Source organism: Pseudomonas sp. P116 (assembly GCF_020149425.1).
In the GTDB taxonomy this organism is placed as follows: domain Bacteria; phylum Pseudomonadota; class Gammaproteobacteria; order Pseudomonadales; family Pseudomonadaceae; genus Aquipseudomonas; species Aquipseudomonas anatoliensis.
Genome location: NZ_JACVHB010000003.1, coordinates 166,422 through 190,182, shown reverse-complemented (window position 1 = coordinate 190,182; position 23,761 = coordinate 166,422). Strand labels below are relative to the sequence as shown.

At 59.2% G+C, this 23,761-nt stretch carries 22 protein-coding genes; 12 read left to right on the top strand and 10 right to left on the bottom strand.

Features of this window, described 5'->3' with window-relative positions:
- The first annotated feature begins 123 nt into the window (after positions 1-123).
- On the top strand, positions 124-573 hold the full coding sequence (locus ICA15_RS11260) for a c-type cytochrome (protein WP_210553489.1): 450 nt from the start codon (positions 124-126) through the stop codon (positions 571-573).
- A gap of 137 nt (positions 574-710) precedes the next feature.
- Here ICA15_RS11260 and ICA15_RS11255 read toward each other — a convergent pair whose 3' ends face one another.
- From ICA15_RS11255 to ICA15_RS11240, 4 genes are all read right to left on the bottom strand, one after another.
- Entirely contained in the window at positions 711-1,106 is a 396-nt protein-coding gene (locus ICA15_RS11255; protein ID WP_150601934.1) for a DUF1090 domain-containing protein, read from the bottom strand.
- 95 nt (positions 1,107-1,201) lie between these two features.
- Positions 1,202-2,869: an NAD-dependent DNA ligase LigB gene (gene ligB, locus ICA15_RS11250; protein WP_210553490.1), complete on the bottom strand. Its 1,668-nt coding sequence runs from the start codon at positions 2,867-2,869 to the stop codon at positions 1,202-1,204.
- Between the two features lie 243 nt (positions 2,870-3,112).
- Complete coding sequence (gene metK / locus ICA15_RS11245) at positions 3,113-4,303, bottom strand: methionine adenosyltransferase (protein WP_150601932.1); 1,191 nt, start codon at positions 4,301-4,303, stop codon at positions 3,113-3,115.
- A gap of 18 nt (positions 4,304-4,321) precedes the next feature.
- The gene (locus tag ICA15_RS11240) at positions 4,322-5,317 is read right to left on the bottom strand and encodes an ArsR/SmtB family transcription factor (protein ID WP_042561495.1); all 996 of its coding nucleotides are present in this window, start codon (positions 5,315-5,317) and stop codon (positions 4,322-4,324) included.
- A gap of 258 nt (positions 5,318-5,575) precedes the next feature.
- Here ICA15_RS11240 and tkt point away from each other — a divergent pair, with 258 nt between their 5' ends.
- The 6 genes from tkt (at position 5,576) to fba (ending at position 11,922) form a co-directional block, all read left to right on the top strand.
- Positions 5,576-7,573 (top strand): transketolase, encoded by a 1,998-nt coding sequence (gene tkt / locus ICA15_RS11235; RefSeq protein ID WP_042561494.1) that lies wholly within the window; start codon positions 5,576-5,578, stop codon positions 7,571-7,573.
- 158 nt (positions 7,574-7,731) lie between these two features.
- Positions 7,732-8,784 (top strand): erythrose-4-phosphate dehydrogenase, encoded by a 1,053-nt coding sequence (epd, locus tag ICA15_RS11230; RefSeq protein ID WP_150617808.1) that lies wholly within the window; start codon positions 7,732-7,734, stop codon positions 8,782-8,784.
- 12 nt (positions 8,785-8,796) lie between these two features.
- The gene (locus ICA15_RS11225; RefSeq protein WP_210553491.1) at positions 8,797-9,960 is read left to right on the top strand and encodes a phosphoglycerate kinase; all 1,164 of its coding nucleotides are present in this window, start codon (positions 8,797-8,799) and stop codon (positions 9,958-9,960) included.
- A gap of 34 nt (positions 9,961-9,994) precedes the next feature.
- The gene (locus ICA15_RS11220) at positions 9,995-10,216 is read left to right on the top strand and encodes a hypothetical protein (RefSeq protein WP_150601927.1); all 222 of its coding nucleotides are present in this window, start codon (positions 9,995-9,997) and stop codon (positions 10,214-10,216) included.
- 57 nt (positions 10,217-10,273) lie between these two features.
- Positions 10,274-10,606, top strand: a complete 333-nt coding sequence (locus tag ICA15_RS11215) for an MliC family protein (RefSeq protein ID WP_203419808.1) — start codon at positions 10,274-10,276, stop codon at positions 10,604-10,606.
- A 251-nt stretch (positions 10,607-10,857) separates the two neighbouring features.
- On the top strand, positions 10,858-11,922 hold the full coding sequence (fba, locus tag ICA15_RS11210) for a class II fructose-bisphosphate aldolase (protein WP_007913760.1): 1,065 nt from the start codon (positions 10,858-10,860) through the stop codon (positions 11,920-11,922).
- Positions 11,923-11,982: 60 nt separating this feature from the next.
- Here fba and ICA15_RS11205 read toward each other — a convergent pair whose 3' ends face one another.
- Positions 11,983-12,345, bottom strand: a complete 363-nt coding sequence (locus ICA15_RS11205) for a DUF6124 family protein (protein WP_210553492.1) — start codon at positions 12,343-12,345, stop codon at positions 11,983-11,985.
- A gap of 460 nt (positions 12,346-12,805) precedes the next feature.
- The gene (locus ICA15_RS11200) at positions 12,806-13,474 is read right to left on the bottom strand and encodes a polysaccharide lyase family 7 protein (protein WP_042561488.1); all 669 of its coding nucleotides are present in this window, start codon (positions 13,472-13,474) and stop codon (positions 12,806-12,808) included.
- 319 nt (positions 13,475-13,793) lie between these two features.
- On the opposite strand from ICA15_RS11200, the gene ICA15_RS11195 reads away from it, so the two are divergent.
- From ICA15_RS11195 to ICA15_RS11185, 3 genes are all read left to right on the top strand, one after another.
- Positions 13,794-15,917, top strand: coding sequence for a putative bifunctional diguanylate cyclase/phosphodiesterase (locus ICA15_RS11195; protein WP_210553493.1), 2,124 nt, complete (start codon positions 13,794-13,796; stop codon positions 15,915-15,917).
- Positions 15,918-15,961: 44 nt separating this feature from the next.
- The gene (locus tag ICA15_RS11190) at positions 15,962-16,453 is read left to right on the top strand and encodes a M48 family metallopeptidase (protein ID WP_150601920.1); all 492 of its coding nucleotides are present in this window, start codon (positions 15,962-15,964) and stop codon (positions 16,451-16,453) included.
- Positions 16,454-16,570: 117 nt separating this feature from the next.
- A complete protein-coding gene (locus tag ICA15_RS11185; protein WP_027610630.1) occupies positions 16,571-16,867 on the top strand; it encodes a helix-turn-helix domain-containing protein in 297 nt (98 codons plus the stop codon).
- A gap of 123 nt (positions 16,868-16,990) precedes the next feature.
- On the opposite strand, the gene ICA15_RS11180 is transcribed toward ICA15_RS11185, so the two are convergent.
- Positions 16,991-17,443, bottom strand: a complete 453-nt coding sequence (locus tag ICA15_RS11180) for a GNAT family N-acetyltransferase (RefSeq protein WP_150601919.1) — start codon at positions 17,441-17,443, stop codon at positions 16,991-16,993.
- Positions 17,444-17,697: 254 nt separating this feature from the next.
- Between ICA15_RS11180 and ICA15_RS11175 the strand changes: the two genes are divergently transcribed.
- Positions 17,698-18,435, top strand: coding sequence for a substrate-binding periplasmic protein (locus ICA15_RS11175; RefSeq protein WP_210553494.1), 738 nt, complete (start codon positions 17,698-17,700; stop codon positions 18,433-18,435).
- 112 nt (positions 18,436-18,547) lie between these two features.
- Here ICA15_RS11175 and yccS read toward each other — a convergent pair whose 3' ends face one another.
- Positions 18,548-20,740 (bottom strand): YccS family putative transporter, encoded by a 2,193-nt coding sequence (gene yccS, locus ICA15_RS11170; protein WP_210553495.1) that lies wholly within the window; start codon positions 20,738-20,740, stop codon positions 18,548-18,550.
- A 46-nt stretch (positions 20,741-20,786) separates the two neighbouring features.
- On the opposite strand from yccS, the gene ICA15_RS11165 reads away from it, so the two are divergent.
- Positions 20,787-20,993, top strand: a complete 207-nt coding sequence (locus ICA15_RS11165; protein ID WP_200617171.1) for a hypothetical protein — start codon at positions 20,787-20,789, stop codon at positions 20,991-20,993.
- 10 nt (positions 20,994-21,003) lie between these two features.
- Here ICA15_RS11165 and ICA15_RS11160 read toward each other — a convergent pair whose 3' ends face one another.
- Together ICA15_RS11160 and dbpA are read right to left on the bottom strand one after the other, a co-directional pair.
- Positions 21,004-22,182: an NAD(P)/FAD-dependent oxidoreductase gene (locus ICA15_RS11160; protein WP_210553496.1), complete on the bottom strand. Its 1,179-nt coding sequence runs from the start codon at positions 22,180-22,182 to the stop codon at positions 21,004-21,006.
- A 146-nt stretch (positions 22,183-22,328) separates the two neighbouring features.
- On the bottom strand, positions 22,329-23,666 hold the full coding sequence (dbpA, locus tag ICA15_RS11155) for an ATP-dependent RNA helicase DbpA (RefSeq protein ID WP_241865726.1): 1,338 nt from the start codon (positions 23,664-23,666) through the stop codon (positions 22,329-22,331).
- Positions 23,667-23,761 lie beyond the last annotated feature (95 nt).

Here is a 23,761-nt window from a genome sequence, read left to right as displayed (position 1 = left end):
GATTCCTGTGCCGGTTGCCGGAGTGCTCCATGCGCTCCGGCAACCCGTATTTTTAATAGGGCTATTGGTGTTTGTCGGTGACGCGGGGATACTGGCCGCCGATTTCCGTGACCTGAAGCCACCATGACTCTTAAAAGAATTGCTGTTGTATTGCTGGCCTGTCTGACCCTGTCCGCCTGTGGCGGTGTCGATCCGAATTCTCCGTTGGGCCAACGCAAGACGATCTTCAAGCAGATGCTCAAGACCGGCGAAGACCTGGGCGGCATGTTGCGTGGACGCATTCCGTTCGACGGGCCGAAGTTTGCCGAAGGTGCGGTGAAGCTCGATACGTTGTCCCATGAGCCGTGGAAACATTTCCCGCAAGTGCGTGAAGAAGACCACACCAGCGCCAAAGACGATGTCTGGCAAAAACAGGCGCGTTTCCAGGAAATGGCCCGCAACCTTGAAGCGGCCACCGGTGAATTGGTGATCGCCAGCAAGGTCCAGCCGTACAAGGCCAGCAACCTGGGGCCTGCGGTGCAGAAAGTTGAAGATGCCTGCAGCGCTTGCCATAAAGAGTTTCGCGATCATTGATATCTGTTGGCTGATCTGACGTCATCGCGGGCAAGCCCGCTCCCACAAATTTCTCTGCTGTACATAAAGTCCAGGTTCACTGGAGATTCCTGTGGGAGCGGGCTTGCCCGCGATGGCGGCCTCTGACGCACTACAATTTACTTGTCGATCTGGTCCAGCGCGTCCTGCAGCTCTTTACGCGATTCGGCGAGCTTGTTCTTGCGCTTGTCGATCTTCTCCGGATCGCCTTTCTTCATGGCCTTGTCGAGGTCGGCCTGGCGCTGGCTGACTTCATGCTTGGCCTCGAGGACCTTGTTCTCGCGCTCCTTTTTCAGGCCGGCGTCAGTGCAATGTTCAGTGACTTCACGCAGAGCGGTTTCCAGACCTGCCTGCTGATCGGCGTTGCCGCGGGTTTTGGCCTGCTCGATCTGGTTCACGATGCCCTGCTTCTTGGCCGCGCAGCCGGTCAGGCCGGGAGCGTCTTCGGCGGCCATCACGGGAGCGGCCATGACGCCGCAAAGGGTGAGCAGGGCGAGTGGTGCGAAAAATTTCATAAAAGCTCCATGTGCAAAGGCATTCGGGTCGGGGGCGCTGCGCTGTTGGAGCGCCTCGGCGACCGTTGGGTTCCCGGTGAGCCGGGATTGCATGTTCAGAAACCGTCGATTCCGGCGGCGCGTAAAATTTCACTCAAGGCTAGCACCTGCGGGTCACGGAAGAATGCGCTCAATTGCGCTGCGCGACCGGGGCCGATGCCGGCTTCTTCCTGCCATTGTTCGGTATCACGTTGTGCCAGCGCCTGCCACGAATCGGCGAGTTTTGCCCCGCCCGTTGGCGGCATACCCAGTGCCTTGAGCCATTGTGCGAACGGCCGTTGGCGGGCGCTGCGAAAGCTGTAGATCAGGCGCGCGCTGCTGCGTTCGCCGAAGCCGGCAATGTTAGCAAGCTCTGGCTCGTCGAGGGTCAACCAATCCAGCAGGTGTTTCACGCGGCCTGTTTCGAGAAGTTTCTCCCAAGTACCGCGCCCGACATTCTGCATGGCCAGTCCTTGTTTGCCGCTGAGCCAGGTCAGGCGCGAGAGAAACTGGCTTTCGCAGCCGGGTGTGGGCTGCCAGCAACTCAAGGCATGAAAATCCTTGGCGTTCGGGACATTGATTGCTGCGCGCTCACTGGTGCGCAATACAGCGCTGTCGAGACGCGGAATCGTCAGGCCAGCCAGACTGATTGCCACCTGATCGCCGGGGCGGATATCCAGCGCCTGCCAGCGCTTGAGTGAACTGGCGCTGACCCGTTTGATCTCCCGGTCATCGAGCATGACGGGTATCAGTTCGAGTACCGGCGTGATGCGACCCGTGCGACCGACCTTGAAATTCACCTTGCGTACTTCGGCCAATGCCTGGGCAAACGGATATTTCCAGGCGATCGCCCAGTAAGGTGCGCGGACCTGCCAGCGTTCGGCCGGAGGGCGCTGACTCTGGCGCAGAACGATGCCATCAGTGGCAAATGGCAGGGGTGAGCGATACCAGTGCTCGCGCCACTTTTGCGCCTCTGCAAATTGCTGGACGGGATAGCTGTAGGGCGCCGTTGCGGCGAAGCCCAGCGCCGCCAGTGTCGATAGCCGCTCAGGCAAATCCGCAGGCCCTTGTGGCCAGTCCCAGATGAATAATCCGATGCCGGCACCTTGTTCCGTACTCAGGGATTTTCTGCCCATCAAGCCTGCAACGATAGCGCGTGCGTTGACGCTGCCGGCGCGTGCTTGAACATGCTCGTTCAAACGCCAATAGAGTTCGCCTTGCACCAACACATCCAGCGGTTGCTTCAGGCGTTGAGGGATGGCGCCGATGTTGCGCGCCGATGCCGTCCAGTCTTGCCCGATGACGCCGTCGCCGCGACTGATCGCTTGCTGCAAAACGCCTGCGCGATAGATGAGTGTCACGGCGACGCCATCGACTTTGGGTTGTACCCAAACGTCCTTGCGGTCTCTCAGCCATGCCTCCACGGCCTCGGCTTTATGCAGCTTGTCCAGGCCAGTGTGGGCAATGGGGTGCGCAATGGCGCCCGAAGCTGTGCGCAGAGGCCCGGGCGCTGCCGACAATTTGAAACACTGTCGCCATTCGTTTAGCCGCAGGCGCGATTGATCGTAGAGTTCGTCAGCTATCAATGAACGGCCTTCGCGATGGTAGGCGTCGTCCCATTGGTCGATCTGTTTTTGCAGGGTGGTGATTTCGTTATGGGCCTGGGTGAGGGCCCAGTTCGGACATTGAGACGCGTAGCCAGTCAGGTATAGGAGGTTCAGCAAAACAAACAAAAACAAACGCATCGTGAGCGTCCTTGCTCATGGGGGTTCCTGAAGACTAGTCAGGATTTTCAGCGAGGTCGGTCGGGTGTTTTGCGGGGTGTTGCGCAGCGCTGAAGATCAAAAGATCGCAGCCTTCGGCAGCTCCTACACGAGGTATGTATTTCACCTGTAGGAGCTGCCGGAGGCTGCGATCTATTGATCTTGAAACCATAAAAAAGCCCCGCACGGCGCAAACCGTGCGGGGCTTTTCATGCAGCCAGGGAATTACAGGCCGGCAGCAGAGCGCAGAGCGTCGGCGCGGTCGGTTTTTTCCCAAGTGAAGGTGGTGAAGGTGTCTTCGCCAACAGTCTTGGTTTCTGGCGTGCGACCGAAGTGGCCGTAGGCTGCAGTTTCCTGGTACATCGGGTGCAGCAGGTCGAGCATGGTGGTGATCGCGTATGGACGCAGGTCGAACACGTCACGCACCAGTTTGACGATTTTGTCGTCGCTGATCTTGCCGGTGCCGAAGGTGTTCAGCGAGATCGAGGTAGGCTGGGCCACACCGATCGCGTAGGAAACCTGAATCTCGCAACGCTCGGCCAGGCCGGCAGCGACGATGTTCTTGGCAACATAACGGCCAGCGTAGGCAGCCGAACGGTCAACCTTCGATGGATCCTTGCCGGAGAACGCGCCGCCGCCGTGACGGGCCATGCCGCCGTAGCTGTCGACGATGATCTTGCGACCGGTCAGGCCGCAGTCGCCAACCGGGCCGCCGATGATGAACTGGCCGGTCGGGTTGATGTGGAACTGGGTGTCTTTGGTCAGCAATTCGGCAGGCAGCACGTGCTTGACGATCAGCTCCATCACGCCTTCGCGCAGGTCTTTGTACGACACGTCAGGGTTGTGCTGGGTCGACAGAACTACAGCGTCGATACCGACAACCTTGCCGCCTTCATAACGGCAGGTCACTTGCGACTTGGCGTCCGGGCGCAGCCAAGGCAGCAGACCCGATTTACGGGCTTCGGCCTGGCGCTGTACGAGTTGGTGCGAGAAGGTGATCGGGGCTGGCATCAAAACGTCGGTTTCGTTGCTGGCGTAGCCGAACATCAGGCCCTGGTCGCCGGCACCCTGATCTTCAGGCTTGGCACGGTCAACACCCTGGTTGATGTCTGGGGACTGCTTGCCGATGATGTTCATCACACCGCAAGTGGCGCCGTCGAAGCCGACATCGGAGCTGTTGTAGCCTATGTCCAGAATGACGCTACGCACGATTTCTTCCAGATCGACCCAGGCCGACGTGGTCACTTCACCGGCGATGATTGCAACGCCGGTCTTTACCAGAGTCTCGCACGCCACACGGGCGAACTTGTCTTCAGCAATAATGGCGTCCAGCACCGCATCGGAAATCTGGTCGGCGATTTTGTCCGGGTGCCCTTCGGACACGGACTCGGAGGTGAAGAGGGAGTATTCGCTCATCTCGATTTTTTCCTGAATTTACCGATGGTGAGTGTCGCCAGCCGGTCGCTGAAAGTGGCGGACCTGGATCTGGAAACCATTACGTAAGCCTACATACAGGCTTTCCCCGGGAACGAGTCCCGCAGCGGTGGCCCAACGGGCCAAATCGTCCTGTTCAAACCCCAACCACAGATCACCGCAGGCCTCCCTGGCCCAACTCTGGTTGTGGCTACATAACTCTGTCACGAGCAGGCTACCGCCCGGTTGCAGCAGGTCGGCCATGTGCTTGAGCGCTTCGGCCGGCGCGGCGAAATGGTGCAACACCATATTCAACACAACGCAATCGGCCTGAAGGCTGGTGCCGTTCAATGCATCGGCCAATTGCAGGCTGACGTTAGCCAGTTGTTCACGAACGCATACCTGACGCGCCAGTTCGAGCATCGCCGGGCTGTTGTCCAGCGCGGTTACGGTGCTGAAACGACGCGCCAGTTCCGGCAGGAAAGCACCATCGCCGGGGCCGACTTCAATGGCCGTGGCAGCACCATCGAAATTCAGTTTGTCGAGCAGCGCCAACACGCTTTCGCGGTACTGCGGCAGGCCCGCGATCAAGTCTTGCTGGGCGCGAAATTTCTCTGCTACCCGGGCGAAAAAGTCTTGGCTGGCGGCTGCCCGTTGCCCGTGAACCTGAGTGATTCGCGCTTGAACGTCGTCAGGCAGCACCAGGTTGTCGACTTCTTCTAACAATGCGGCGTGCAACTTGCCACCCAGCAATTCGGTGTGGGGCAGGGCGCGGCGATAGAAAATCGCGTTGCCTTCGCGGCGGGTCGCCACCAGATCGGCTTGCGCCAACACTTTAAGGTGATGACTCATGCCGGACTGACCGATGCCGAAAATCTGTGCCAGTTCCAGCACACCGAACGAGTCGTTGGCCAGCGCGCGCAATACATTCAGGCGCAGCGGATCGCCGCCGGCCTTGCACAGGGCCGCCAGCTCGTCGCAATCGTCATGTCGAATGGAAGGCACGCGTAAGTTCATGGGGCAGCAGTCTAGAGACGGGGGTAAATCACCGCAAGGCCAATATCAAAAAGTTTTGATATTGCTCGATAGATGGCACTTCTCACGGAATGGTTAACTCTACAAACGAACAGCGGAAAGGTTTCACCTGCTCAATCCGCCGCTATCCATTGGAAAAACGTTGCCGGATGACTATCTGTCATTGCCCCGAGGCGCTCCGGTGAGGGAAAATGCCCTCCTTTTTTCCGTTTCAATCTATTCACACCCAGGAGATCAGCGATGCCTAGCCGTCGTGAGCGTGCCAACGCCATTCGTGCCCTCAGCATGGATGCCGTGCAAAAAGCCAACAGCGGCCATCCCGGTGCACCTATGGGTATGGCAGATATCGCCGAAGTGCTTTGGCGCGACTACCTCAAGCACAACCCGAGCAATCCATCGTTCGCCGACCGTGACCGCTTCGTGCTGTCCAACGGCCATGGCTCGATGTTGATCTATTCGCTGCTGCACCTGACCGGTTACGACCTGTCGATCGAAGACCTCAAGCAGTTCCGTCAACTGCACAGCCGCACCCCGGGTCACCCGGAATTCGGTTACACCCCAGGCGTCGAGACCACCACGGGCCCGTTGGGTCAGGGCCTGGCCAACGCTGTGGGCTTCGCCCTGGCAGAAAAAGTCCTGGCGGCGCAGTTCAACCGTCCGAGCCACAACATCGTTGACCACCACACCTATGTGTTCCTGGGTGATGGCTGCATGATGGAAGGCATTTCCCACGAAGTCGCTTCCCTGGCCGGTACTTTGGGTCTGGGCAAGCTGATCGCCTTCTACGATGACAACGGCATCTCCATCGACGGCGAAGTCGAAGGCTGGTTCACCGATGACACGCCGAAGCGTTTCGAAGCCTACAACTGGCAGGTGATCCGCAACGTTGACGGTCACGACCCGGAAGAGATCAAGACTGCCATCGAAACCGCTCGCAAGAGCGCGCAGCCGACGCTGATCTGCTGCAAGACCACCATCGGTTTCGGTTCGCCGAACAAGCAAGGCAAAGAAGATTGCCACGGCGCCCCACTGGGTGACGCGGAAATCGCTCTGACCCGTCAGGCGCTGAACTGGAACCACGGCCCGTTCGAAATCCCGGCCGACATCTATGCCGAGTGGGATGCCAAGGAATCCGGCCGCGCTGTAGAAGCCGAGTGGGATCAGCGTTTCGCTGCCTACTCCGCCGCGTTCCCGACCGAAGCCAACGAACTGATCCGTCGTCTGAGCGGTGAACTGCCGGCAGACTTCTCGGAAAAAGCCTCGGCGTACATCGCTGAAGTCGCTGCCAAAGGCGAAACCATCGCCAGCCGTAAAGCCAGCCAGAACACCCTGAACGCGTTCGGCCCGCTGCTGCCAGAACTGCTCGGTGGTTCGGCTGACCTAGCCGGTTCCAACCTGACCCTGTGGAAAGGTTGCAAAGGTGTCAGCGCTGAAGATGCCAGCGGCAACTACATGTATTACGGCGTGCGCGAATTCGGCATGACCGCGATCATGAACGGCGTCACCCTGCACGGCGGCCTGGTGCCTTACGGCGCGACCTTCCTGATGTTCATGGAATACGCTCGCAACGCTGTACGCATGTCGGCGCTGATGAAGAAGCAAGTGATTCATGTCTACACCCACGACTCCATCGGTCTGGGCGAAGACGGCCCGACGCACCAGCCGATCGAGCAACTGACCAGCCTGCGCACTACACCGAACCTCGACACCTGGCGTCCAGCCGATGCCGTTGAATCGGCGGTGGCCTGGAAAAACGCTCTGGAGCGCAAGGACGGTCCATCGGCGCTGATCTTCTCGCGTCAGAACCTGCAGCACCAAACCCGTGATGCTGGCCAGATTGCCGACATCAGCCGCGGTGGCTACGTGCTGAAGGACTGCGCAGGCGAGCCTGAGCTGATCCTGATTGCAACCGGTTCGGAAGTCGGCCTGGCTGTTCAAGCCTTCGACAAACTGACCGAGCAGGGCCGCAAGGTGCGCGTGGTTTCGATGCCTTGCACCAGCGTGTTCGATGCTCAGGATGCTGGCTACAAGCAAGCCGTCCTGCCGTTGCAGGTCAGCGCGCGTATCGCGATCGAAGCGGCTCACGCCGACTTCTGGTTCAAGTACGTGGGTCTGGAAGGTCGCGTGATCGGCATGACCACTTACGGTGAGTCGGCGCCTGCGCCAGCACTGTTCGAGGAATTCGGTTTCACCCTGGAAAACATCCTGGGTCAGGCTGAAGAGCTGCTGGAAGACTAAGCAGTACGAATGCGGTGGCCCCGGCCATCGCGTTCCCCTGTAGGAGCTGCCGGAGGCTGCGATCTTTTGATCTTGATCTAAAAACAGGATCAAAAGATCGCAGCCTCCGGCAGCTCCTACATGGGGTTATGTTGTCAGCGAACACTATTGAGAACCCCATGCCTCAACCGCGTCCTTACAAAGTTGCACTCAACGGCTACGGCCGGATTGGTCGTTGCGTCTTGCGTGCGTTGTTTGAGCGAGGCGAGAAAGCCGGGTTTGAAATTGTCGCGATCAACGATCTGGCCGACATGGCCAGCATCGAATACCTGACACGCTTCGACTCTACCCACGGCCGGTTTCCCGGCGAAGTGCGGGTCGAGGGCGACTGTCTGCATATTAATGGCGACTGCGTGAAGGTTCTGCGCAGTGCCACCCCCGAAGGCATCGATTGGGCGTCGCTGGGCGTCGATCTGGTGCTCGAATGCTCCGGCGCCTACAACACCCGTGAAGACGGTCAGCGGTTTCTCAACGCTGGCGCGCCGCGCGTGCTGTTCTCGCAGCCGATGGCCAGCGAGGCGGATGTCGACGCCACCATCGTTTACGGCGTCAATCAGGACTGCCTGACCGGCGACGAACTGCTGGTGTCCAACGCCTCCTGTACCACCAACTGCGGCGTGCCGCTGTTGCGTCTGCTCGACAAGGCGATCGGCCTCGAGTACGTGTCGATTACCACGATTCACTCGGCGATGAACGATCAGCCAGTGATCGACGCCTATCACCACGAAGACCTGCGCCGTACCCGTTCGGCGTTCCAGTCGGTGATCCCGGTGTCCACTGGTCTGGCGCGCGGTATCGAGCGCCTGCTGCCGGAACTTGCCGGCCGAATTCAGGCCAAAGCCGTACGCGTGCCGACGGTCAACGTGTCGTGCCTCGACATCACGATGCAGACCGCCACGGCGACCGACGCCAATGAGGTCAATCGGATCCTGCGTGAAGCCGCCACCAGCGGCCCGCTCAAGGGTCTTTTGGCCTACACCGAATTGCCTCACGCCAGTTGTGATTTCAACCACGACCCACATTCGGCCATCGTCGATGCCAGTCAGACCCGCGTTTCCGGCCCCCGGCTGGTAAACATCCTGGCCTGGTTCGACAACGAGTGGGGTTTTGCCAACCGAATGCTGGACGTTGCAGAACACTATCTGCAAACAGCAACTTCAAAAAAACCGTAGGAAGTGCGACCCATGACCGTGTTGAAGATGTCCGACCTCGATCTGCAAGGTAAGCGCGTATTGATCCGCGAAGACCTCAACGTCCCAGTCAAGGACGGTGTTGTCACCAGCGATGCGCGAATCCTGGCTTCGCTGCCGACCATCAAGCTGGCCCTGGAAAAAGGTGCCGCCGTCATGGTGTGCTCGCACCTTGGCCGTCCGACCGAAGGCGAGTTCTCCGCCGAGAACAGTCTCAAGCCAGTCGCTGACTACCTGAGCAAGGCTCTGGGCCGTGAAGTGCCGCTGGTGGCCGATTACCTGGGCGGCGTTGACGTCAAGGCCGGCGACATCGTGCTGTTCGAAAACGTGCGCTTCAACAAGGGCGAGAAAAAGAACGCTGACGAACTGGCCCAGCAATACGCCGCCCTGTGCGATGTGTTCGTGATGGATGCGTTCGGCACCGCTCACCGCGCCGAGGGTTCGACCCACGGCGTGGCCAAATTTGCCAAAGTCGCCGCCGCTGGCCCGCTGCTGGCCGCTGAGCTGGATGCACTGGGCAAAGCGCTGGGCGCGCCTGCGCAACCAATGGCTGCCATCGTTGCCGGCTCCAAGGTCTCGACCAAACTCGACGTGCTGAACAGCCTGAGCCAGATCTGCGATCAACTGATCGTCGGTGGCGGCATCGCCAACACCTTCCTTGCCGCTGCCGGTCATCCGGTAGGCAAGTCGCTGTACGAACCGGATCTGCTCGACACCGCGCGCGCCATCGCTGCCAAGGTCAGCGTGCCGCTGCCGGTCGACGTTGTGGTTGCCAAGGAATTCGCTGAAACGGCTGAAGCGACTGTGAAGCTGATTGCTGACGTTGCTGCCGATGACATGATTCTGGATATCGGCCCGCAGACTGCGGCCAACTTCGCCGAACTGCTGAAGTCGTCGAAAACCATTCTGTGGAACGGCCCGGTCGGTGTGTTCGAATTCGATCAGTTCGGCAACGGCACCAAAGTGCTGGCTCAGGCCATTGCCGACAGTGATGCGTTCTCGATTGCCGGCGGTGGTGACACCCTGGCGGCCATCGATAAATATGGCGTGGCTGAAAAGATCTCCTACATTTCCACCGGTGGTGGCGCGTTCCTCGAATTCGTCGAAGGCAAAGTGCTGCCAGCCGTTGAAGTCCTGGAAAGCCGGGCCAAGGCCTGAGGCCGCCCGTTTGGCCAGGCAAAGGAGTGTTCACATGGTCAAGTCGTTAGCATTGTTGTTGCTGACCGGTACGCTGGCGGCCTGCGGGAGCAACCCGAAGGCCGAGCCTACGCCTGCGCCAGACGCGGTGCAGAAAGGCTGTTATCAGGCCGACTGGCAGGCCGAGACCAACCCGGTGCTGAACAAGCGTTCCGGGCCGGACGGTCTGGACAAATACGAGACACAAACCCCGGTCAAGGAACATGGTTGTCCTTGACGGGTCTGACTCTTTAACTCAGGGCTGGCGGCGTGTGTCGTCAGTCGAGGAACACGGATGAAAGGCTTGATCGCCATTGCGGCGTTGGCATTGTTGGGCGGTTGCGCGCAGTTGAACCTGTTTCAGTCGTCCGCCCCGGCGGATAACTGGACTACGTGGACCTGCGACAGCCAGGCCAAAGTGCTGTGGCGTTACGCCGATGCCGGCCAGAAGGAAGTCGACGTTCGACTGGGCGGCGGTGATCAGGTCTATCGCCTGAAAGAAGAGCCGGGTGCCTCGGGCGCGCTTTACAGCGATGGCATGCTGGCGTTTCACGTCAAGGGTGAGGAAGGCCTGGTGTACTGGGTCGCTACCAATGACCTGATCGGCCGCGGCTGTAAAGCCGAGTAATTGCAACACCGCAGGCCCATTGTAGGCCTTCGCCTGCTCGCGATAGCAATTCTGCAGTCAGCACTGCAGCGACTGTCAGGCCGCTATCGCGAGCAGGCTCACTCCTACAAGGGTTCTGCGCAGTTCGGAAGAATTTGCTTTATCGAATCACCAGGCCGGGCCTCAACCCCCGATCTGCAATCACTTGAATAGCCGCCGCCGCTCCGGCAGGCTGGCACGATTAACGACCCAAACCGGGAGAGACACACACAATGGCACTTATCAGCATGCGCCAGATGTTGGACCACGCAGCCGAGTTCGGCTACGGCGTTCCAGCCTTCAACGTCAACAACCTTGAGCAGATGCGCGCCATCATGGAAGCCGCTGACAAGACTGACTCCCCGGTGATCGTCCAGGCTTCGGCCGGCGCCCGTAAATACGCTGGCGCGCCATTCCTGCGTCACCTGATCCTGGCCGCGATCGAAGAATTCCCGCACATCCCGGTGTGCATGCACCAGGACCACGGCACCAGCCCTGACGTCTGCCAGCGCTCGATCCAGCTGGGCTTCAGCTCGGTAATGATGGACGGCTCCCTCGGCGAAGACGGCAAGACCCCGACCGACTACGACTACAACGTCCGCGTCACTCAGCAGACCGTAGCCATGGCTCACGCCTGCGGCGTTTCGGTTGAAGGCGAGCTGGGCTGCCTGGGTTCCCTGGAAACAGGTATGGCCGGCGAAGAAGACGGCATCGGCGCTGAAGGCGTTCTGGATCACAGCCAAATGCTGACCGACCCGGAAGAAGCCGCTGACTTCGTCAAACGCACCCAGGTCGACGCATTGGCCATCGCCATCGGCACCAGCCACGGCGCCTACAAGTTCACCAAGCCACCTACCGGCGACGTGCTGGCCATCGACCGCATCAAGGAAATCCACAAACGCATCCCGAACACCCACCTGGTGATGCACGGTTCCTCGTCGGTGCCACAAGAGTGGCTGGCGATCATCAACCAGTACGGCGGCGACATCAAAGAAACCTACGGCGTACCGGTTGAAGAAATCGTCGAAGGGATCAAGTACGGCGTGCGCAAGGTCAACATCGACACTGACCTGCGTTTGGCATCCACAGGTGCAATGCGTCGCCTGATGGCCACCAACCCGAGCGAATTCGACCCACGTAAATTCTTCGGCGCGACCGTTACTGCAATGCGCGACGTATGTATCGCTCGCTATGAAGCGTTCGGCACTGCCGGTAACGCTTCGAAGATCAAGCCGATCTCGCTGGAAGCGATGTATCAGCGTTATCTGAAGGGTGAGTTGAACGCCAAGGTTAACTAAGCCTGAGCGTTAAACCATTGAATCAAGAAACCCGCCGAGAGGCGGGTTTTTTGTGGGTGACTATTCCTTCAACTCAACATGATCCAGCGCTTGATTCACCGCCAGTTCACCGAGCATGACGACCTGCGCAATGCCCAGCGCGGTCTTGCGGTGCGAGGCATCGAGCATCGCGGCGAAGTTGTTGAGCATTTCGCTCGCTGAACCCAGGGTTTCGCTGGCGTTGGCCAGCAGGGACTCGGTGTTGTACTTCGGGTTGGCGAGGTACATGGGTTCGGGTTCGTTGGTGCTGGCCATTATGTTGGCGGCGGGATTGAGGTAATGGTCGAGGGCGCGTTCGGCGGCGTCGTTGAGTTTTTTTGAGTCGAGGGATTCGTACGGGGAGGCCGGGTCGGTGACCGGCGGGTGTGGCGTTGATTTGGTCATGTTTCGTCTCCGGTAAATGGAGCCGACACCGGATCGCTACTAAACGAAGGGGTGGCAGCTGAACGCAGGTTAGTAGACCGGGGAGACGCGACCGGCGCACCCGAAGGCGCCCTGCGAACAGCTACCATCAAGCGCAGGATATTCCCGACTGAATGGTGCCAATGCGCATCGCGTAACCACGGGCTACTAAACCCGATCACTGGAAATCAGTGACGCGAATCAAGTTACCGATGGCCCTCCAGGCGCACAAGCCGGCGGATTCTGGCGTACCCGTAGGCAACGACGCAAGCTGTTGTAGGCATCCGGAAGTAACCGCCGACAGATCTAAACAACACCGTTTAAATGTAGGAGCTGCCGAAGGCTGCGATCTTTTGATGTTGCTTTTGATATTGAAAAGTCAAAGTCAAAAGATCGCAGCCTTCGGCAGCTCCTACAGGGGAATGCGTTCTGGCGGGTGGGGTTATTTATCGTGATCAATGTCGAGTTTGGAGAAGGTTACCTGGCCGCCTTCGCTGGTGTATCCGGTGTTGTCCTGCACATACACCCCGGCCTTGAAATACAACGGCTTGTTGCGCCAAGTCGCGCTGATCTGTGAATCCCATTGATAACCCGCTGCACTCACGCCCAGCGCGCCGCCGGGGCTGAGGTGGATGAGGTAGTTGAATTCCCGGTCGAGTTTGATTCCCGTGGCGAGGGTGATGACGCGGCTTTCGTCGTCATCGGGGCGCATGCGCACCTTTATCACCAGATTGCCGGTTTCGGTTTTAGTCTTGTATTGGTACTCGAGCTTGAGCATCGGCTTCTGGCTTTCATAAGCATGAATCTGGCCGATGACGATTTTGCCGGAGCTTGGCACTTTGTTGACCGTGACGGTCGCGCGCAGCAGGTTGTCGGCGTCCGGGTAATACCAATTTCGCAGGGTGCCGTTGCTGTAGGTCTCCCGCAGTTCAGTACGCGGGTAGATGGCGTTTTCGGTTTTTGACCCGGTGACCGGTGACCAGAAGAACAGGGTGCCGGTGTCGGAATGGAAGTATTGATCCTTGAAGCCTTTCACCAGTTTGGAGGTTTCGACGGTATATGGCGGGCTGCCAACGGGAACGCTGAGGTTCCAGGTTGCGAGATCGATCATGTCGGTTCTTCCACTCAAGTTTTACTGCACGTACGTGCCAGAAGCTCTAGCCCGCGCGTTTTGGGGCGGCCTTTATAAGCGTAGAGGGAGAATTTGTTAACGGCCGTCCGGCGGACGGTTGACGTCAACATCCTGTCGAAATGCCACCTTTCCCGGTTTCAGGGGACTTCAAGCGTGACCGTTAGTCGGCTAAACCAGTCATTCGTTAAATGATGGCTTGATGACAGCTACTGCTTTTGTGGATCCAAGACTAGAGTGAAGGCTCAGTATGTGTGCGGTTTTACCGGAACCGACCTGATGTCCCGACAAGAGAAGCAGCATGGAATGCGCGCAACCCCCGCCAAGTGAAGGCAGCTCTGTCCTGTTGATCGTAGATGACTACCCTGAAAACCTGATCAGCATGCGCGCGTTGCTGCAGCGTCAGGATTGGCACGTCATGACCGCCGCTTCCGGTTTCGAGGCGCTCAATATTCTGCTCGAATACGACGTCGATCTGGTTCTGCTGGATGTGCAGATGCCGGGCATGGACGGTTTTGAAGTCGCGCGGCTGATGCGCGGCAGTCAGCGCACGCGCCTCACACCCATCATCTTCCTCACCGCCAACGAGCAATCCCAGGATGCCGTGATCAAGGGCTATGCCAGTGGTGCGGTGGATTATCTGTTCAAACCCTTCGACCCGCAGATCCTCAAGCCCAAGGTGCAAGCGCTGCTGGAGCATCAGCGCAATCGACGCGCCTTGCAGCAACTGACTCGCGATCTGGAGGTGGCGCGGGCATTTAATGCCTCGGTGCTGGATAACGCTGCCGAAGGCATTCTGGTGCTGGGCGAGGACGGCTTGATCCGCTTTGCCAATCCGGCGATTTCACGGCTGCTCAATGCGCCTGTGAAAGAACTGGAGGGTAAGGAGTTTCTTGATTACCTGCAGAAACCGCACATCCCGTTGTGGGCCGATTCCGAATTCAAAACCAGTTACCAGCGCGGCGAAACCTTGCGTCTGCGCGACGCTTTGCTGCGTACCGCGCCCGGACAGCAAGTGCCGGTGGCGCTGTCCTGCGCGCCGTTACCTGCCGAGCAACAGGCGATGGTGGTGACGGTGCTCGACATGTCGGTGGTGCGCCATTTGCACCAGCAGCTTGAATTTCAAGCGGTCACTGATCCGTTGACCGGGTTGCTCAATCGTCGTGGCTTTTATCAAACCGTCGAAAACCTGCTGCTGCGCGGCGAACGCAGCGACGGCAGTTGGGTGCTGCTTTATCTGGATCTCGACGGCTTTAAACGCGTCAACGATTCCCTCGGTCATGACGCGGGCGACCGTGTGTTGCGCTGGGTCTCTGAGCAATTGAAGGCGTGTTTGCGGCCGTTCGATATTCTTGCGCGCATGGGCGGTGATGAATTTACAGCACTGCTGGATTTGGAGTTTCCCGAGCAGGCGGCGAAGATTGCCGAGAAGCTGATCGAACGGGTCTCGATCTGTCAGCAAATCGAGGGCATGGATATTGCCCTCGGCGCCAGTATCGGCATCGCCACTTATCCGGACTGCGGATCGAACCTCGACGGATTGCTGCGCGCCTCGGACATCGCCATGTACGAAGCCAAACGCGCCGGGCGTCAGCAATATCGCTTCTATGATCATGAAATGAATGGCCGTGCGCGCTCGCGGTTGATGCTTGAAGAAAGTGTGCGCACCGCCATCGAAAACCGTGATTTCAATCTGGTCTATCAACCGCAGGTGGCGATCGATAGCGGCCAGATCCGTGGTTTCGAGGCGCTGCTGCGTTGGCAGCACCCGAGCGTGGGTGATGTGCCGCCGGGGTTGTTCTTGCCGTTGCTGGAGGAGGCGCGGCTGATCAGTCGCCTCGGCAGCTGGATTTATCACCGTGGCGCCGGGCAGCGCAAAGCCTGGGAAACCTTGTTTGCCGAAGACCTGGTGCTCGGCGTGAGTTTGAGCAACACCCAGTTCAGCCTGCCTAATCTGGTCACCGAGTTGCGTCAGGTCATGGAGCGACATGCCTTGCAGCCACGGCAACTGGAAGTCGAGGTCACCGAAGAAGCGTTGATGCAAAACCCCGACGAAACCCGCAAGCAGTTGCGCTTGCTGCGCAATCTCGGGGTGCGGGTAGCGTTGGACGATTTCGGCTCCGGGCCATGTTCGTTGACGCATTTGCGTGACCTGGAGCTGGACACACTCAAGCTCGACCGCCATCTGATCGCTCGATTGCCGGACTCCAAAAAGGACGCGTACCTGGTGAGCACAGTGATCAATCTGTGCAAGCAATACGGTTTGCTGGTGATCGCCGAAGGTGTCGAGACCATTGAGCAATATCAATGGCTGCAAGCCCACGGCTGCGAGTACGTACAAGGCTTCCTCGTTGCGCGCCCGATGATTGCCGAAGATGTCGCAAGCTTTGCCGAGCCTTTCGACTGGAGCGCGTTGCCCGGCTGAATTCGCTACACTGGCGCACCTTTTTTGAACCGTGTCGCCCGTCCATGACTGTGTTGAAGTACCTCCAGGCCTATCCCGCGCAACTCCAGGATCAGGTGCGCCAATTGATCGCCGACGGGCGTCTGGGTGAATACCTGGACCAGCGTTATGCGGGGCGCCACGATGTGCAGAGCGACAAGGCGCTGTACACCTACGCGCTGGACCTGAAGCAGGAATACCTGCGCAACGCGCCGGCCATCGACAAAGTGCTGTTCGACAACCGCCTCGACCTGACCCACCGCGCTCTCGGGTTGCACACCACGGTTTCGCGCGTTCAGGGCGGCAAACTCAAGGCCAAAAAAGAGATTCGTATCGCCTCGCTGTTCAAGGACGCTGCGCCGGACTTTCTGAAAATGATCGTCGTGCATGAACTGGCGCACTTCAAAGAGTCTGATCACAACAAGGCGTTTTATAAATTGTGCGAACACATGCTGCCGGGGTATCACCAGGTCGAGTTTGATCTGCGCGTGTATCTGACCTGGCGGGACATGCAGTGAAGAACAAAGATCAAAAGATCGCAGCCTTCGGCAGCTCCTACACTGGAATGCGTTCCCCCCTGTAGGAGCTGTCGAAGGCTGCGATCTTTTGATCTTCAATAAATGCGGAGTGCATGCATGGACGTCAGCAAGACCAAAAGCAGTTTCTATCGACGCTTGTATGTGGCGTACCTGATCGACAGCGGTCTAGCCCCAAGCGTGCCGGCGCTGACCGAAGTGACCGGCATGCCCCGGCGCACGGCACAGGACACGATAGCCGCGCTGGCGGATCTGGATATCATTTGTGAGTTCGAGCAGGAAGAGGGCGCGCGCAACCATGCCGGGCGTTATCGGATTCGTGAGTGGGGGGCGATTGATCGGGGGTGGATCGAGCGTAATTTGCGGCAGATCAAGGCTGTGCTTGAATATCCCTGAATCTTGAGTGGATTGGGCTGACGCCATCGCTGGCAAGCCAGCTCCCACAGGTTTTTCTGGTGTTCACACAAGTTGTGAACGACGCAATTTCTTGTGGGAGCTGGCTTGCCAGCGATGGGGCCTTCAGGAACGACGCATCCCAATATGCGGAATGTCGTCCTCCAGATATTCCTCACCCGCCACCACGAAACCGTACTTGCCGTAATACCCCTGCAAATGCGCCTGCGCCGACAGATAGATCGGCACCTGCGGCCAGTGTTTCTCGGCCTGCTTCAGCGCCTGCTCCATCATCTCGTGCCCCACCCCTTTGCCTCGGGCCTGCGGGGCGGTGATCACGCGGCCGATCACCACGTCGCCACCCTGGGATTCGGGGTCGAGCAGGCGCAGATAAGCCATCAACTGATCATCCTCCCAACCCATCAAGTGATAGGTGTCGCCGTCCAGATCCTGACCGTCGAGGTCGGGGTAGGCGCATTTCTGTTCGACCACGAACACTTCCGACCGCAGCTTCAACAGTGCGTAAAGCTGCTCTTTGCCCAGATCGCTGTGATGTTTGCAGACCCACTCGATTGTCATTTTCCGATTCCTTGAATACGTCGTCCGATACTAAGCGCACCGGTCGCAGATGTCTGTATGGCGTAAGAGTCTGTGACAAAGGTCAAAATGCCATCATTCCTTTCGCGCAGCGCGGGCGTCTTTGTGTAATCTGCGGGTGAGCACTGTGCAGTGGTTCCATTGAGCTAATGTCAGTGCCTGGGTTTTGCCGGTAAGGGGCCTTGGGGTTTTGACTGAAAACATGCAGGGCTCCGGCCCGCTGAGGATTTTCAAGCATGCCGCGTTTGCATCGAGCTTTTGCTTTGATCGGATTGCTCTTGCTGGCTCAGACCGCAGCGGCGCAGAAGTTGCGGCTGGTGTTTGATCTCTGGCCGCCCTTCACCGATGACACACTGGTCAACGGCGGCCTGGCCACCGACATCGTCACCACCGCGCTGGCCCGGGCCGGTTTTGCCAGCGGGTATCAGCAAGTACCGTGGGCACGGGCGCTGCTGGGGGTTGGCGAGGGGCGTTACGACGTACTGGTCAATGCCTGGTATAACGAAGACCGGATGAAACTGGGGCAGTTTTCCGGTGAGTATCTGGTCAATCGCATCCGCTTTCTCAAGCGCAAAGACACGCCACTCGAATACAGCAATCTGCAACAACTGCACACTTATCCCATAGCGGTGGTGCGCGGTTACGCCTACTCGCCGCCATTTGATGCCGACACGGCGATGCAGAAAGTCCCTGTGCATAACTTCGCCATGGGCGTGCGCATGCTGGCGGCGGATCGGGTCAAGCTGACGCTGGAAGATGAATATGTCGCGCGCTATTACCTGGCGCGGGAATCATCGAAGGTACGCAGTGCGGTGGAGTTTTTGCCCAAACCGTTGAGCGAGAACAGCCTGCACATATTGGTGAGCCTGAAGAATCCGCAGCATGAGCAGATTGTCGCGGGGTTTGACAAGGCGATTGCGGCGATGAAGGCGGATGGGAGTTATGACAAGTTGCTGCGCCAGCATGGGATGTGAATGCTGATTAGAGGCTCTCTGTATGGCTGATGGCCTCATCGCGAGCAGGCTCACTCCTACAATTTGAAATGCGTTCCCCTGTAGGAGTGAGCCTGCTCGCGATGACGTCCTGTCAGCCGCCGCTGGTCTCACTGGTGTCCTTGATCAAATGCGCCGCCAACGTCCGCAACGGTCCCAACTGTCGGCAGATCAGCGCCAGTTGCGTTTGCACCAGTCGCTGCCCTTCATCGATTTCATCCGGCATCTGCTCCAGCTCATTGGCCAGCGCTTCTTCTTCGTCACTTTGAATCGCAACCGGTTGTTTGCTCGCCAGGCCTTGGGCGATTTCATCGATGCTCGCCGCCAGTTTCACCCCGGCGCCTTCGATCAACTGCTCACGCACATCCGCGGGCAGCAGGGTTTCGCGATGCGCGCCGAGCCCTGACAGATAACTCAGCAAGGTGTGCGACAGCACCAGAAAACGGAAACCGACGTCCGCTTCCTTACGAAAATGCCCAGGCTCCATGAGCATGTTCGCCAGCGTTGTCGACAGCGCTGCATCAGCGTTGTGCGCGTTGCGTCGGGCCAGGCGATAGGCGAGGTCGTCACTCTTGCCGGCGGCGTATTGCTGCATGATCTGGCGCAGGTAGATGCTGTTGCAGGTCAGGGTGTTGGCCAGCACTTTGTTCAGGCGTCGGCCTTGCCAGTCCGGCAGGAACAGGAACACCGTCAGACCGGCGATCAGGCTGCCGAGCAAGGTATCGAACAGCCGTGGCAGAAACAGCCCGTAACCGTCACCGACCTGATTGAAGCAGAACAGCACCATGATGGTGATCGCAGCGGTCGCCAGGGTGTAGCGGGTGGTGCGGTTGGTAAAGAACACGACCCCGGCGGCGATGGCGAAGCACGACTGCACCAGCGGACTAGGGAACAGATCGAACAACGCCCACGCCACGGTCAGGCCGATGGCGGTACCGAGAATCCGCTGGCCGAGTTTACGTCGCGTCGCGCCGTAGTTTGGCTGGCAGACGAACAGCGTGGTGAGGATGATCCAGTAGCCTTGCGACGGGTGGATCAAATGCACCATGCCGTAGCCGATGCTCAAGGCCAGCGGCAGACGCAGGGCATGGCGGAACAGCAACGAAGTCGGTGTCAGTTGTGTGCGCAGGCGAATCCACACGTCCTTGAAGTTGCGCGGCGAACGGTCGAGCAGGCTGCTGTCGGTGGCGTCGGCCAAGGCATCGGGGTTGCTCGCATCGCTGAGCAAACGGTCGAGGGTGCCAAGGTTGGCCGCCAGTGCGCGCAGTGAGCGCAGCAGGCCGCGCCATGCCGGGTTGCTCTGGATGCGCAAGTGTTCGAGGGAGGCGTCGAGGTCGCTCAGGGCTTCGGCAAAACTGGCGTCGTAGATGAACGGCTGACGCATCTGGATCGATTCGGCCAGCGCCCGGCAGGCTTTACCCTGCTGGCGCAGCAGGCGCTGGCAGCGGAACAGCACATCGCTGTGGAAAAACGCATCGGCCAACGCGTTGTATGGATAGTGCGAAGAGCTGGCGCGTTCGTGGATGTCTTGCGCGAGGAAGTACAGCTTCAGGTAACGGCTGACTTTCGAGCCGGGGCGACCGTTGCCGACCCGGTGCAGGATGATTTCCTTGGCGCTGTTCAGCGCCGCCACCACGCGACCATTCTGCTGGGCCAGTTCCAGGCGTCGGGCCTCGACGTCCATCTGCCGGATCGGCTCGAACAGCGAAGATTTCAGCTTCAGGTAAAAACCCAGTTCACGGAACAACCGCGCCAGACTCTGTTGCACCGGCTGGTTGGAAAACAGCGCCTGCCACAGCACAGAGAGCAGGCCGTACCACGCGGCGCCTGCCACCAGCAGCATCGGTTCATGCCAGAAATCGAGGACTGCGCCGCCGCGCTGGTCGACGCCGATCATCGTGTACACGGAAAGGATCAGGGTTGCCGAGGCAATCGCCCCATAACGCTCGCCCAGCGCACCGAGCATGGTCAGGCCGAAACTGGCCAACGCCAGCGCAATCGCAAAGATGACGGGGTAGGGGAAGAGCAATTCGACCGACAATGCGGCGATGCTGAAACATACCAGCGTCACGGCGAGTGCGTTGAGGCGACCCTGCCAACTGTCGTCGGTCTCGGCCAGGGCGCTGGCGATAATCCCCAGGAACAACGGGATCAGCAGGCCCATTTCATCCTGATACCAACACAGCGCCATGCTGCCGGTCAGGGCGATGAACACCCGCACGCTATAACTGAATTTATCCAGCGCCCACAGGCGCCGCAAAGACTGACGAAACGAAGTCGAGGACATGAAGTGCGAAGGCCTTCCGAGGCGATGCCGCTAAATTGAGCCAGTAATGACGCCGACGCAATGGCGCCGATCACATCTGACAGCAAAAAGTGTTCCTTACTGCTTTTATGCCGAACTCAATTTGGGGGTTGGCACAAAAACCTGTGGGAGCTGGCTTGCCAGCGATGGCGTCCTGGCGTTCAACATCGATGTTGGATCTGCCGGCCTCATCGCTGGCAAGCCAGCTCCCACAGGGATTGCATTTCACATTTGAAAGACGTGGATCAGACGTACTGCGCAGCCGCGTAACCCGAGGCCCAGGCCCACTGGAAGTTGAAACCGCCCAGATGCCCGGTCACGTCGAGCACTTCGCCGACAAAATACAGGCCCGGGCTTTTCAGCGATTCCATGGTTTTGGACGACACTTCGCGGGTGTCGACGCCACCCAGCGTGACCTCTGCCGTGCGATAACCTTCGGTGCCGGCCGGCACCACTTTCCAGCTGCCCAGCTTGTCGGCGATCTCAGCCAACTCTGCATGGGTGTACTGCTTCATCGGTTTGGACACGAACCAGTTATCCGCCAGCAGATTGGCCATCTTCTTGGTGAAGATCTCACCGAGCAGGGTTTTCAGTTCGCTGTTCGGACGCTCGGCCACCTGCTGTTGCAGCCAGCTGGCGGCGTCGTGATCCGGCAGCAGGTTGATCTCCACCGTGTCGCCGGATTCCCAGAACGAGGAAATCTGCAAAATCGCCGGGCCGCTGAGGCCGCGGTGAGTGAACAGGATGTTCTCGCGAAAACTCTGATCGTTGCAGCTGACCAGACAATCTACCGACGTACCGGACAGCTCTGTGCACAGTTCCTTGAGCTGATCGGTGATGGTGAACGGCACCAGCCCGGCGCGGGTCGGCAGCAGGTCGTGACCGAACTGTTTGGCGACTTGGTAGCCGAAACCGGTGGCGCCCAACGTCGGGATCGACAGACCGCCAGTGGCGATCACCAGCGACTGGCACTGGATCTGGCCGAGGGTGGTGTCGAGCAGGTAACCGCTTTCGACTTTCTCGATAGTCTGGATCGAGGTGTCGAGGTGCAGCTCGACGCCGACCTGATCGCACTCGGTGAGGAGCATTTCGAGGATGTCGCTGGATTTGTTATCGCAGAACAGCTGACCGAGCTTCTTCTCGTGATACGGCACGGCGTGCTTGCCGACCATGCCGATGAAATCCCACTGGGTGTAGCGCGCCAGTGCGGATTTGCAGAAGTGCGCGTTCTGCGAGAGGAAATTGCTCGGTTCGGTGTACATGTTGGTGAAATTGCAGCGGCCACCGCCCGACATCAGGATTTTCTTGCCGGCCTTGTTCGCATGGTCGAGCAGCAATACCTGACGGCCGCGCCCGGCGGCGGTCAGTGCACACATCAAACCCGCGGCGCCAGCGCCAATGATCACGACTTCGGTAGAGCGCAAAACGGTGTCCTCTGAAATGTCACCACAAAACGACCTGTGTAGGAGCTGTCGAGTGAAACGAGGCTGCGATCTTTTGATCTTGTTTTTGAGATCAAGATCAAAAGATCGCAGCCTTCGGCAGCTCCTACAGGGGAATTACGTTGTTCTTACAGGATACGCACGCGCAGCGAACGGCCCTTGATCTTGCCGTCGTTCAGGCGCTGCAAGGCTTGCATGGCCACGGTGCGCTCAACAGCCACAAATGCCTGGAAGTCGAAGATCGCGATTTTGCCGACCTGCGCGCCCGGGATGCCGGCCTCGCCAGTCAATGCGCCAAGAATGTCGCCCGGACGCACTTTGTCTTTACGGCCGGCACCGATGCACAGGGTGGTCATCGGCGGCTGCAACGGGGCAAGGCCCTGGGACTTGAGGTTGTCGACCTGATCCCAGTTCAGCGGCGACTTTTGCAGTTGCTCGATGGCTTGTGCGCGGTGCGCTTCGCCCGGTGCAACCAGGCTGATGGCAATGCCTTTCTCGCCCGCACGACCGGTACGGCCAACGCGGTGAATGTGGATTTCCGAATCGCGCGCCAGTTCGACGTTGATCACCATGTCCAGCGCATCGATGTCCAGACCGCGGGCGGCAACGTCGGTGGCGACCAGTACCGAAGTACTGCGGTTGGCGAACATTGCCAGCACCTGATCGCGGTCACGCTGTTCCAGATCGCCGTGCAGGCCGACGGCGGAGATGCCTTTGGCAGTCAGGTGATCAACGGTTTCCTGCACTTGCTGCTTGGTGAAGCAGAACGCCACGCAGGACGCCGGGCGGAAGTGGTGCAGGACTTTGGTCACGACGCTCATGCGATCTTCCGGGGAGATCTCGTAGAAACGCTGCTCGATCTGCGTGTCATCGTGGAACGCCTCGGCTTTCACCGTTTGCGGATCGCGCATGAACTTCGACGCGAGCTGCTTGATGCCGACCGGGTAGGTTGCCGAGAACAGCAAGGTCTGACGACGCTCAGGGGTCTTGACGATGATGTCTTCGATGGCGTCGTAGAAACCCATGTCGAGCATGCGGTCGGCTTCGTCGAGGATCAGCGTGTTCAGGCCATCGAGTACCAGCGAACCCTTGCGCAGGTGCTGCTGGATGCGCCCCGGGGTGCCGACGATGATGTGCGCGCCGTGTTCCAGCGAAGCGATCTGCGGGCCGAACGACACGCCGCCGCACAGGGTCAGGACTTTGATGTTGTCTTCGGCACGGGCCAGGCGACGGATTTCCTTGGCGACCTGGTCGGCCAGCTCGCGAGTCGGGCAGATCACCAGTGCCTGGCAACCGAAGTAGCGCGGGTTGATCGGGTTGAGCAGGCCGATGCCGAACGCAGCGGTCTTGCCGCTGCCGGTCTTGGCCTGGGCGATCAGGTCCATCCCTTTGAGGATCACCGGCAAGCTCTGCGCCTGGATCGGCGTCATCTGCGCATAACCGAGTGATTCGAGGTTAGCCAGCATGGCAGCGGACAGCGGCAGAGTGTTAAAAGCGGTGGCGATGGTGGTCACGGGACGGGCCTGCAAAACAAAATGTCGCGCAGTGTAGCAGCCCCGTG